This window comes from Ruminococcus sp. 8Y-12 (genome assembly GCF_058119865.1).
The window spans coordinates 3,681,800-3,694,493 of the sequence record NZ_CM176623.1; the positions used below are offsets into that span (position 1 = coordinate 3,681,800).

The window sequence follows — 12,694 nt, forward strand, 5'->3', positions numbered from 1 at the left end:
CCCTGGTGTTTTTTCATTCCTCGCTCGGTAATTTCACAGAGTACGACTACCTCTCCCCCTCTATCGTTGTGGGAGAATCTTCACTTATCATATCAGAATTTTACAATCCATTCAATACTTTTTGGCGGAAACGTAAATATCGCCAGGCGTAGGCTTTCCCTGCCGCCTGGCGAATATACTCATTTACTGCAGCTGATAAACCATACCCTCTGCGCCTTCCTGCTTCTTTTGTACAAGAATGAGGTATACACTTTCCTCTCCTTCTCCGTCCTTCTCACTTTGAATGGTAAAAGCAATTCCATTTACAAAATCCTTCTCTGCGAATTGATAAGTCCCCCCCATTCCGCTGGCAAGTTGAAACTGGTAAGAATAAAATCCGTTCTCTACTGTCACATCTTGTCTGGACTCTTCTAATAACTCTTTTCCTTTCAAAAAGCCCGAAATCGAGTCCTGTTCAATCTGACTGTCAATCTCCTCTTTCCAGCCATTAATTGTATTAGCAGCTTCCTCAGCACTCATATCAGCAGCTATCCCGTCTGTGTCCAATGTCTGAGCATCCTCGGAATTTTCAGCTCTATTCCTCTCAGTATCGCTCTTCCACTGCTCTTCCAGCTCGTTCAGGTATCTCGTGGCCTCTTCAGGATTTGCTTTGCCCGCATCTAAAGGAAGGTCAAAGAGCAGGTTGATTCCGTTATACTCCTTATTCGCAGTGATTTCTCCGCTCTTCTCATCGAAATGGTAAGCGTCGCTGTTGTAAAATCCCCCGCCCAGCACACTGAGATAGACTCCCCTGTCTGCAAAAATTTCGATATCGTCACACTGTATGATGCGGTAGCGAATGCCATCTACGATATCTTCACAGTAACTTCCGTTCATAGTACCAATATTATATTGCCAGGGCTCCAGGCCCTTCACCAGAGGAGATATAAAGAACAATTCATCGTATGCGTTCTCCCCCTCCATGTCCATGGGCGTTCCGTCCTCCTTAGCAATGGCTACAACCGCATAGGTGCTTTTGCTCTGTATTTCTGGGTTTTCACGGTCAAAATTCTGAATCTGCTCTCCTCTTGCAATCCCCATCAAAGTGATCTCATACCCGTTCTTTATCACAGTCTGGTCAATCTTAACCGCATCCTTGCTCTCAAAGGCTTTTTCTATTTCCGGATTTTCCATTTTTTCCACCACCTGTTTTAAGCTTAACAGCTTTACTGCCGCAAAACAGGTCACTCCCATAAGCAAGATCAGCACTGCCGCCAAAGCCAGTCCGGGAACTACCTTTCTTTTTCTACAACCATTCTTTTTCTGCATATTCTGCCCCTCCTCAATCTGTTTTAGAATCCGTTTGTTAAGTTCTTCTGTGGGTTCCCATTTTTCTGAAAGGGCGTGCTTCAATAACTCATGAATCCTTTTTTCATCCTTCATATCCATGATCCTCCAATTTCTTTTTTATCAGCTTTCTCGCCTTGTGAAGTCTGCTCTTGACTGTTCCCTTGGGAAGATGAAGTATGTCCGCAATCTGTTCCACTGACATCTGGGCTGCATAAAACAGATAGACCGGCAGCCTGTACTTTTCATCCAGTGACGCAATCTCCCTTCTCACAAGCCTGCAGGTCTCCTCTCTCAGAAACAAATCCTCCGCAGAGGCTCCCTCGTCCTGCACCAAATCTAATGTCCTCTCCTGACTGATGGAAACAGTGGGGGCAATTTCCTGCCGGTGGGCTGTCTTCCTGGTCTGATTCCTCCAGATTCCCACAGCCAGTCCCATCAAATAGCTCTTTGGATTCCAGGAGACATCAATCTCAGCCAGTCTCTGTGCCGCACTCAGGAACGTGTCCTGATATAAGTCATCCGCATTATGGCGGTTCTGAGTCAAATGGCAGCAAAAGCTGTATATATCCTTTCCATGAAGTTCGATCAATTCACATAATTCATGTCGTGTCACATTGTTACCTCCCGGAATATTCGTGGTACCATCACATATTTCAGGGAACTTATCCGCCCTTCAATGATATATTGTCGTAGAATGAAAAAAGGTTCATTTTTTTAAAATAAATTGTCCAGACAGCCATAGGTCCTGGCTGACTCAATACGCACAGCGAATCCGCTGCACAGGTCCTCAAAATGCTGGAGGCTGTCCGAAATCTGAGTTTTTTCTAAAATGATCTGCACCAGTCTATGTATTTTTATCTCTATTTCTTTCTTCCCGCCTCCCGAGAAAAAGCGGTCAATTTCCATAAGATCCCTCCTATCCAAATTCAGGTCTCCCAGATTATGACCAGACACCATGCATCCAATGGCATGCAGCAGCATTAGCTCACAGAGATTGCCCATATAGCGTGTCTTGTTGTGTTCCTGCTCTTTTTTCAAAACGCCTCTCACCACCTCCGGCAAAAAGCAGTCCAAGAGCTGCTTTTCTATTTTTATATCGCAAAGGTATTGGCAGATCAAGTCAATACCCTTAAGGGACTGGTAGCGGCAAGGCGAGGCTGTGGGGTAATCCAGTGTCAGCAGATGATTCTGAGGACAGAACTTGGCATTATAGCGCAGAAAAAATCGGGGCATCCCTTCTATAATCGTATTTCTGTAATTTACACATCCGTAATCCCGGAAATCCTCTATGATCGAGTCATAGACCTCTCTGGCAAGAATGACTTTGTGAACAACCCTCTCATAGCCCAGCCGGTAAGCTTCCTCAGCCCCCAGCAGCCCTTTTGCCAGCAGGCTTTCCCCTGACTCCTCCTCATATTCTTGTATGCAAAAAAGAACCGCTTCCATCAGCATCTGAGCCGTCTCGTAAGTCACAGAACTGCTTTCCTTTGAAGTAAATTTTTCCGTCAGTGCAGTCACAAGAGGCAGTAGCTCTTCCATTTGATATTCCATCAATTCTCCTCCTCTACCAAAACAATTCTTTCAGCACATCATGGTAAACATCGCTGTCCCAGCGCTGTTCTTCACTGAACTGTTCGTATTCTTCTCTCCCGGCACTGGCATGGTGCCCCTCATATCCCGCCCGGACAGCTTTTGCAAAACGAACCAGGCAGGTTTCTTCCAGGTAAGCGGTATCACCGCAGCAGACGGTCTCAAACTGCTCTTTCATAAATGCCAGCAGCTCATCATCCGTCACTCTGTCTGCAGACTCATTTTTAAACTGATAAAAAATGTCCAGAAGTTCTACGAGTGTCTCCCCATAGCTATCCTGGCTAATGTACTGGGAATCACAGAAAGTATAAATCAACCTGTCCAAAATCCCCCTTCCGAACTCTACCCTGTGATATTTTTTCAAACTTTCATTTCTGCTGACAATCAGTTCCTTTGTCTCATCCTGTGTAAGGGCCAGTCCGAACTGTGATTGCGTCTTCCTGTTCAGCGGTTCCAATATGGACAGTTCTTCCTGTTCCCTTCTCATGGATAAAAGTTCATACATTTTTTCCTTCATTGCAATCCCCTCCCTTGTCTTAGCATCCCATTATATGGCCCACAGATATGTTTTGCAAGTCTTGTAAAAATGGGCATTTTGTGGTAATATAATAGTGAAAAGGAAAGTGGATTTTGCCACTTTCCTTCTTTCATTTGAAATACCGTCTTTGTTCGGCAGATCTGGTATATTTTTATCATCATTATCAAACACTGTAACATCTAAACACTATCATAAACATACGAAGCAGGGGGTTAAACATGGACGAAAAACTGGAGGAAATCTTCAACCGCTACAAAAATGATACAACCTTAGAACAGCCTGAGCTTGTGATGGCAATGCTCACGGAACTGCAGGATGCGGCCGGATATCTTTCCGCTTCCATCCAAAAGACAGCAGCTCAGACCGCAGGAGTAAACGCAGGGTACATTGCGGCTCTTGTCAAAACACTTCCCCACCTGCATGCCAAACCCTTTAAACACGAAATCAAGGTGTGTACCTCCGACAGGTGCAAGGCACAGGGCGGGAGCGAGGTACTGAAAAAATTCCAGCAGATATTAAGGACAAAGCCCGGGCAGGTATCCAGGGATGGAAACTTCCTCCTGACAACTGAGTACTGTATGCACAACTGTGCTCATGGACCCAATGTCAAAATCGACGGTGTTCTCTATCCAGATATCACTCCATCCGATGTCCCCTCCCTTATCCGCAAGTTTTCAGGCAAATCCTGATTTGCCTGAAATTAAAGCTTTGGCATTTAGCTTACAGATAGCCTATACAAAAAAAGATGCCGCAAAATTATCTTTTTTGATAACTTTGCGACACCTTTTTTGAATGTGGTCTACTTTTTAATTGTCAGCGTAACTTTTGCCTTTTTGCCATTATATGTCTTTGCCGTTATGGTCACTTTGCCCTTTTTCAGTGCCTTCACCTTTCCGCTTGCGCTGACGGTGGCCACCTTTTTGTTACTGGTCTTGTAAGTTACCTTTCCTGCACTGCCTGCCGACAGTTTTGTTGTCAGCTTCAGTGCCTTTTTCACCTTCAGCGACTTTTTCTTTGCCGAAAGTTTAATCCACTTTGGAGCTTTCTTAACTGTAATCTTACACCTTGCCTTTTTACCGTTTGCAGTTGTCACTGTAATGGTAGCCTTTCCAACTTTCTTGGCAGTAATCTTCCCTTTAGAGCTCACTACAGCCACCTTCGTATTGCTGCTGGTCCAGGTCAGTTTCCCTGTTACTGCATTTGCCGGTTTCGGAATTGCTATTAACTGGTACTTCTCTTTTACACCCAGTGTTTTTTTGGATGCGTTCATCTTTACAGAAGCTGCTGCCACGGGCTTGTCATTATTTTTCTTTACCAGAGCGTTCACCGCGCTGTCCAGCTTTGCAAGTAGTGCATCCGCACTGGACTGAACCGCGTTGTTGTCCGCCAGAAGTGCCTCAATCTCACCAAAGAGGTCTTTTACTGCTTTCACAGAGGCATCTGTGTAGATACTGAAATCCATTGCTTTTGCCTTGGCGTAAGCTTCTGCAAGTTTGGCAACGTTGGCCCGCTTTATCAGAAGCCTCTCTGCTTCCTCTGCTTTTGCCAGAAGTGCCTTTGCATCCTCAGAGGATAGATTCTCTGGATTTGCCCTGGCGGCTTCTATCTGAGCCAGTGATTCTTTCATCTTGGCAAAGCTGCTTACCGTATACTCCGCGTCTCTGCCAATATATTTTTCATAAATGACGCTTAATTTATCAACCTCTTCTTTGGCCGCCACCTTAGAAAGAGTGTCTATCCTGCCCTGTAGTCTTACAACTGCTGCATCCAGTTTACTCTGAGGCAGATTTTCCGTATTTTTCAACAGGTCCTCCACTTCAGCGAGAGCCTCCTGCAGAACCGCCCAGGTATTTACAGTGTAGTCTTGGCTGTTCAGCTTTCTGGCTTTTGCCACCGTCCTCTGTGCTGTGGACAGTTCGATTTCAATGTTTACCAGATTGCTATATGCCTCTTTCAATTCTTCAAGTGCGGACGCGTATGCATTCTCATCCTCGTCTTTCAGTGCTGTCTCAGCCTTATTCTTGGCTGTCTGCATTTTTTCCCAGGAATCTGAAGTGTACTCTTTTGCGGTCAGGGCGTTGATATCTTTAATCATCGCCTCCACCTGTGATTTCACCTCTGCGTACTGAATTGCGAAGTTGTCCACAATCAAGGCGTAGCCGGATGTGCTCAGTTTCTCCACCAGAATATTTTTCTCATACAGATAAATCTGGTAATCTTCCGCGCTGCCTGTTGTAAAGGTAGCATTCAGCACTTCCTTTGTCTTTTTGTCTCCTGTGGTTGCTGTATTCTTCAGCTTTATCTCCGTTGCGTTATTGTGGCTCGTAAATGCCAGTTTTGCGTTGTCTCCCTGGCTCACCGGTTTTACGTACACAACATACTCAGCGCCTCTTTCAAGGGTGTATTCAAAGCTCATATTGTATTTTGTATTTGGCAGCAGCTTCACGGAACTCTCGTTTGTGACAACATGCCTTCCTGCCTCCGTCTCGGCAATCTTCAGAGAATTTTCACCGGACAGCACCCAGGTCATGACTGGCCCAAATTTTTCTTCTCCGGGCTGCACAATGTCATTGTTATCATTCTCATTGCTCTTGTCTGTTGTAATGTGGATCTTTCTGGAACCACCGCCGTACTCAAACGGTCCCCAGCCCTCGTAGGTGTTTTCAAAGTCCTCATAAACCACATAATCAGTATTGTTGACATCCTTTTCTGTGGTGATATGCTTCCAAACCTTGACATCATCAAAACATACGGTACCGGACCCGGGAGCTGCCGTCAATTTTATTTTTGCAGTCGTTACACCCTCAGGAACCGTAAATTCCACATCCATCCTCTGCCAGGTAGTGCTTACATATTTGAAGGATGAGCGGTGCGTTCCGTCTTTTCCGGTGACATAGTTGTTATAGTTCTTCCCGCCAACCGTCACATCAATGGAAGATTTTCTTCCCGCTGACGTCTGCGTCCATACGCCTACGGTATAGTCCTGTCCCGGCTCCAGTCCGGTCATTGTCTGAGTGAGTGTTCCCCCCTCTGTCTTAAATTGTGCATACCGGTTCCAGATATTGTTAGTTGTCTCTTTTTCAATGCTGTAGTCCTCTTTGCCCGGAACTACCTCGATGGAAGCATCCCCGGTTCTGGCCCAGATGCCGCCCTCATCCGCAAATTTTTCTTCATTGAAGGCAAAGTCCCTGGCTGGGCTTCCCTCTCCCCAGTTGCCTGCTGCCTCCAGAACCTTTTTGCTGGTTGACGGATAGAGAACGTATGGTGTATTCTTTTTCGCCTGACTGATAGTAAGCTTTCCGTTCTCGTTTGCGATGGTGGCAACCTTTACCTTGCCCTGCTGGGTATTCTCATACAAGTCAAATGCAGCTGTATCTTTGAACTCATCTGTCAGCTCCCAGGTTGTTGCCTCCCCTGTGGTATTCCAGTGGTACAGTTTTGCACCGTTCTGTGCATTTACTGCATCTCCGGTGCTGACATCCCATGTCCAAGGGATCAGAGAGTCAGCTTCACCCTCATGGCGCTCATTTTCATCGGTCGTGGTTCCGGAATCCTCCCATGAGGAAATCAATTTGCCATCTTTTCTCAGCTCAATCCTTCCTGTCTCATGGTTTCTGGTGGATGTTACGCCATCCTCAAAGGTAATCTTGTCCGTCTCTGATTTCAAAACCCCAAAGTGCTGCATGTACTTAGTTGGAAGCACTTCATTGTAAAATACGGTTACTCCCTGCTGCACATCTGTCTTAGAATCTCCCCAGGTATCCACTACGGCGATCTTCTGTCCCTTGAACAGAGCGTTTCCGACAAAGATATCCAGGTCATTCTTCACCATCCTGTAAAGCGTGCTCTTATTTCCCTTGTTCGGGTAACCCAGGTCTGTTCCCCAGTGGGTAAAGGTGACACCCGGCTCAATGGGACCGGAAAATTCTGTTCCCACCTTAATTCCGAGACTGTTTGCAAATTCTACCAGTTTATACGCATTGTAGTCATTTCCAGTGTAAACATCAATGTAATAGAAGTCCAGAGCTGCCCCTGTCTCCTCGTCCTTTGTCAGATTATAAAGATCTGTAAAGCGTTTTTGAAGCTGTCCGTAAACCACGTCTTTTGTCTGGTCTACATAATAAGCAGTGTCGATCCAATCCCAACCGCCTGAGAGTTTATCTGACTTGTATCCCGCTGCTGTGGCGCCGTTTAAATTGTTATAGTACAGTTCATTTGCATCCAGATGGTATTCTGTGGCATTTAAGTGTACGCCAACGTGCATATTATATTTCTGTCCCTCGCGGATCAGATAGCGCATGTCTTCGGCACCGCCCTGACGTACACCGATATTGGAGTATGATGGGATGTCATCGTCATGTCCCTCTGCCTGATATCCTTTGTGAAGGATCATCTGCCCAAATCCGTCAGTATAATTGTACAGTACTTTACCTGTCTCCAGCGTGTTCAGGAAGGGATCATTTGCCTGGCTGGCAAAGTTGAAGGCAATGTACATCATGTTGTTTGCCATATCGTCTTCGCCGTACACTCTGGTCATGATATGCTTTCTGTAAGCCACTGCTCCGTCCTGCCAGTCTACCTGGCCATCGTCGTTGGCATCCTCTGTCAGCACAATCTTGGCCCAAGGATACTCTTCCGTTGTGTCACTCATTGCGTGGCGGTAAGTCCACTCCCCATTTCTAATCTGTGTTTTCTTGACAATCGCTTTTTTCGTTTTCTCTAAAACTACTTTGTTCCCGCCGGACATTACATTATTCTCAATGGCTGCTGCCAATCCATTGCCGCTGATCATGGTCATGGTCGTGCCGTCTGTGCCGCCCTTTTCCATTTCGGACATATCGTCCTTCAGCTCCTCGCTGACACCGTGCCATTCTCCGTTTGATTTTGTCCATGCGTAGGATGCGCCTTCCATCTTGTCATCCGCATAAGCCCAGTTGTTTTCTCCAAGGGATATGGTGCGGACTTTGTAATCTCCGCCCTCCTTGATATCCGTCACTTTAAATTCAACCACATTGTTTTCAAGTACCAGAAGTCGTGCCGTGATCTTAACCTGCTGATCCGGAAAACTCATATCATACCGATAGGTGCTCTCATCCATCTGCTCTCCGGTAACGGATGGAGAAATCTTCTCTCCATTCAGCACAACTGTCTGAATCTGATCTTCCTGCCCTCTCATGGTCTTGCCATTGAGGCTGTAGGAGATGATGCGCGGGAAATCCTGGTCAATGCTGACGCTCAGACCGTTTTTCTTAATTTCTGCCGTGCGCACATCCGCGTTCAGCAGAGGGATAGATGGCTCCTCCACAAGTTTCAGATTGTCAATGGTCATGACTTTTCCATTGTACCAGGATCTGACACCAAAGTGTCCGGCAGTATCCGGAAGATCCGAAACAGTCACTGATCCCATATCAATTACCTGATTGCCTTTGGTAAATTGAAGCTTAACCACATCCCCCACGATGTCAATATTTACATGGTAGGTGGTGTTCGCTTCCAGTGAATAGGTTTTTCCAAATGCCTTCTGGCTGTCATTTACGTTTACACGCCACTTTCCATTAATGTCAACCTCCACGGAAAAGCCACTGTTGAAATCGCTGTCCCGGAATACAAAGCCGTATCTTCCCCCTGTATTCATCCCGTCATCCACATTAGTTGTAAAATCAAAGGATGCGTGAAGGTCCTTCATCTTTGGAGACTTCATATCTAAGAATCTGGTAACGCCGGGTACTGTAATCTTCAACGCCCCGTCTGCTATCTCTGCTTTGTTGTTGTCCTTAATATCAACGCTGGATCTCCAATCAATCTCTGACCCTGCCTCATAGTCCGGAGCATAAACCAGTATCTCCTCCACGCCCACAGCATCCACCTTTACATTCATAGGTGTACTTCCTGGATTGTAGATTCCGAAGCCTTCGGCTGTATTCACAAAGGCTTCTGACACATCTGCAGAGCCCACCGTCTGTCCATTTACTTTAAGTGTCAGATTCCCCTGCACGATCTCAGCACGCAGGATAAAGTCCTTATTTGACTCTACCGCAGAAGCTGTGCCTATCTTTGCGACTGCACCCTTCTGATTCTCTACAACCCACTGGGTGTCCGTCGTGTTATAAATTTTCAGGCTTCCGATCTGGAGACCGGCTTTTGCCTGGTCTGCCTGCATCTTTACCTGGTAAACTCCATTTGCAGGAACAGGCACACTCTCGTTCACAGCCACTTTTCCAGGGGCCACAGTACCTATAAGGTATCCTCTGTCTATCGCCGCATCCTTCAGTCCGTTCCAATTCAGATCTGCTAAGGTGTCAAAATATTCTTCATAGTAAACCTTGTCCAGCACAGAAGTGTCCATGTCCAGAAACTGTTCTGTGTAGCACAGGTCATCCAGGTACAGGTCTCCCTTTGCGCTGACGCCCAATTTCCCCGCTTCCAGAGCTGTATCCGCAGGAATGGCCATAGTGGCTTTCGCTCCGTTTACACTGAGTACCACTTCCGTATTTTTAAAGGAAATCTTCACATCATTCCAGGAGTTTGTCTTTAAGGCTCCTCCCACATCCTGAATCGGAATCTCTCTCTCTCCTATCTTCACGCTCCATGCATTCTCTTTGCACGCAACTACTGTATTACCCATGCGGAAGCCAAGGTCTGCACTGCCGGCCTTTACTTTGACCGCATAGGTTCCCTCAGCCAGATCCACTGAGTCGGACAGCTCCGCCATTCCGTTCATATTTGCCAGTTTCAGGACCTTGTTTGTACCCTCTCTTACAATGGAGGACTCAGCGCCTGTCCAGTTCCCGGCAATGGCATCCTCAAAATCATTCTCGTATTTCACAATTTCCTTGGGTTTTACAATCTCATTGGTATAGATCACATCGTCAATGAGCACATAGGTACTGCCCCAGGTGCGGATACCAAACTGCCCCGCAAGACCGTTCTTCAACACATCCAGTTCAAAGGTCCCTGCTTCTTCTTTGTTCAAGTAAACAGTCATGCTGCCCTCAACGAAATTGATGACCAAATCGTTCCAGACATCCGTGACCGGGCTTGGGAGGTCAACGTTTGGGTAATTGCTTTTGTTTTCCACCACCCATTTTCCGCCATCCCAGTTTAACTCACGGAAATTTGCATCCGCCACACCGAAACGGAAACCAAATTGTGAAGGGGTTCCGCCGCTGGGCGCCACAGCCTTGTATCGAAGAGCCAGTGTTCCCTCCTTGATGGCCGGGGAATCTAGGTCTGCAATTCTGCCCTGTCCGGAGTTGATCTTCAGCACACGGTTACCTGTCTCAGTATCCTGTACACTCACTCCCTGGCTGCTCCAGTGCGGGGTATACTCAGGATCTTCATAGTCCTGCTTATACTCAATGAGAGTGGACGGTTTTTCCTTTGTTCCGATACCCTCAGCTTTAAAATCCAGAATCTCAAAGCTTGCATCTGCATTCCACCACTTAAAAATACCAATCTGTCCTCTTTCATTCGCCAGAGAAGCAAGCACTTCGCTGGTTCCGTTATAGATTAGCTCATCATTCACTGCCACCAGCAGCTTGTCCTCATGAAAACCTATCTTGAGCACATACTCTGTATTCTGCTCAAGTACAGGGCCTGTAAAGGATTCATAGGCACCATCAATCTCTTGTATCACCCATGCGCCCTTTACATCGTATTTTATAGAAAGTCCCTGTGTGTTGTCATTTGACTTAATTACATATGCAATGCGCTCACCAGATGATTTGTATTTAAAGTCAACGGTGACAACTCCTGACCTGAGATAGGGTGTGGCATCCCAGACTGCCAAGAACTTATTATCAGCCAGAGAAGATACTTCCACATTCAGGCTGCCGTTTTTTACCTCCGCAGAGCCGTTTCCCGATTTGTAAGTCATACTCTCGGGCTCCATGGACTCATAGTTGTTCCCATAGCTGATCTTCTCAAGGCCTTCCGGTATCTCCTGGTTCATCTCAGCCTGCAATGCTTCAAAGGCCGTTTTTGTATCCTCCGCCGTTCGCGGTGTCTGCTCAGAGACTTGCTCCTGTCCCTCATTCAGTACTTCTTCCTGCACATCCAACTGCCCTGCAGCATGCACATTCTGTACCGGAACAAGGCCGACAGCACTGGTCCCTGCCAGACACAAGCTGAGCACAAAGCTCGCTGCCCTGGTCTTCAAGTTTTTCTTCCTCATACCTAAATCCTCCTTTATTTTTCAAAGGCAATTGCCCTATTCGGTATTTTAGAATATGCACTATTACATTTCAACTTTTTTGGCTCTAAATACATTTTTGTACAAATAAAGTGCTTTTCTGTGACAATAAACCTGTATATATTTTATATTTTCTCTGCTGAATATTTCTGATTTTTATATATTATGATGCTATCCTTTATCGTACAAAAAACATCACAAATAAAGCCAGTATGGAAACCCTTTTGTCAGGATTTGCCATACTGGCTCTATTTGTGATATGGTTCATTGTGTATGATCCGGAAACTCCTGTAGATCTGCTCCAACAAGATAACCCGCATCAATTGGTGCGGGAATGTCATAGCGGAAAAGCTCAAAAGCTCATCTGCCCGGGCAATCACTCTCTCATCCAGCCCCAGGGAACCTCCTATGATAAAAACTAAGTGGCTTTCTCCCTGTACTGTCAGATGTTCCATCCGGTTTGCCAGCTGCCTGGAGCTTAATGTCTTCCCCTCTATCGCCAGGGCAATCACATAGGCCCCATCACTTAAGGCTTTCAGGATTCTTTCTCCCTCTTTCTCCTTAATCTGGCGCTCCTGGGCAGGACTTGCCCCGTCCGGCGTCTTCTCATCTGCCAGCTCCGTGATTGTCAGTTTGCAGTATCGTCCCAGGCGTTTGCTGTATTCCTCCACTGCTCCTGTAAAATATTTCTCTTTTATCTTCCCCACTGCAATAATGGTAATCTTCATGTCAATAGTCAAAACACTCTCTGCTGCTTGTGACAGATTTAATATACTTTTTAGCTTCCAGATGAAGCGGGTGTACTGCATACCTTTCCAGCGCTTCCTCACTCTCATACTGGCCGATCAACGCCACATCCTTGCTGCTTCCCGGCAGCTTATCTGTGACCACACTCAGTGATATCACGCCCGGTATCTGCTCCTTCAGCGGTTCCAGGATCTCTTTCATTTTCTGTCCCGCAGTTTTCTTTTCCTCTTCTGACATGGTTTCATTTAAGTTCCAAAGTACGATATGCGTAACCATTTTTCCCTCCACTTTCTTTATGA

General features: G+C 46.3%; 8 protein-coding genes. 1 reads left to right on the forward strand and 7 read right to left on the reverse strand.

What is annotated here, in order from left to right:
- Nucleotides 1-183: 183 nt before the first annotated feature.
- From AC0THY_RS14620 to AC0THY_RS14635, 4 genes are all read right to left on the reverse strand, one after another.
- Nucleotides 184-1,422: a hypothetical protein gene (locus AC0THY_RS14620; protein WP_489991338.1), complete on the reverse strand. Its 1,239-nt coding sequence runs from the start codon at nucleotides 1,420-1,422 to the stop codon at nucleotides 184-186.
- Nucleotides 1,412-1,942 carry an RNA polymerase sigma factor gene (locus AC0THY_RS14625; RefSeq protein ID WP_489991339.1) on the reverse strand — a complete coding sequence of 177 codons (531 nt, stop codon included), beginning with the start codon at nucleotides 1,940-1,942 and terminating at the stop codon, nucleotides 1,412-1,414. Before AC0THY_RS14625 ends, AC0THY_RS14620 begins: the two co-directional genes overlap by 11 nt.
- A gap of 101 nt (nucleotides 1,943-2,043) precedes the next feature.
- Nucleotides 2,044-2,880, reverse strand: coding sequence for a DUF6179 domain-containing protein (locus AC0THY_RS14630; RefSeq protein ID WP_489991340.1), 837 nt, complete (start codon nucleotides 2,878-2,880; stop codon nucleotides 2,044-2,046).
- Nucleotides 2,881-2,893: 13 nt separating this feature from the next.
- Nucleotides 2,894-3,436, reverse strand: a complete 543-nt coding sequence (locus AC0THY_RS14635; RefSeq protein WP_489991341.1) for a DUF6323 family protein — start codon at nucleotides 3,434-3,436, stop codon at nucleotides 2,894-2,896.
- 239 nt (nucleotides 3,437-3,675) lie between these two features.
- On the opposite strand from AC0THY_RS14635, the gene AC0THY_RS14640 reads away from it, so the two are divergent.
- Complete coding sequence (locus AC0THY_RS14640) at nucleotides 3,676-4,146, forward strand: NADH-quinone oxidoreductase subunit NuoE family protein (protein ID WP_489991342.1); 471 nt, start codon at nucleotides 3,676-3,678, stop codon at nucleotides 4,144-4,146.
- Between the two features lie 110 nt (nucleotides 4,147-4,256).
- Here the strand turns inward: AC0THY_RS14640 and AC0THY_RS14645 are convergent, their stop codons facing one another.
- The 3 genes from AC0THY_RS14645 to AC0THY_RS14655 form a co-directional block, all read right to left on the reverse strand.
- Complete coding sequence (locus AC0THY_RS14645) at nucleotides 4,257-11,630, reverse strand: endo-alpha-N-acetylgalactosaminidase family protein (RefSeq protein WP_489991343.1); 7,374 nt, start codon at nucleotides 11,628-11,630, stop codon at nucleotides 4,257-4,259.
- A 266-nt stretch (nucleotides 11,631-11,896) separates the two neighbouring features.
- Nucleotides 11,897-12,376 carry a 23S rRNA (pseudouridine(1915)-N(3))-methyltransferase RlmH gene (gene rlmH, locus AC0THY_RS14650; RefSeq protein ID WP_489994202.1) on the reverse strand — a complete coding sequence of 160 codons (480 nt, stop codon included), beginning with the start codon at nucleotides 12,374-12,376 and terminating at the stop codon, nucleotides 11,897-11,899.
- A gap of 1 nt (nucleotide 12,377) precedes the next feature.
- Nucleotides 12,378-12,671 (reverse strand): Dabb family protein, encoded by a 294-nt coding sequence (locus tag AC0THY_RS14655; RefSeq protein WP_489991344.1) that lies wholly within the window; start codon nucleotides 12,669-12,671, stop codon nucleotides 12,378-12,380.
- Nucleotides 12,672-12,694 lie beyond the last annotated feature (23 nt).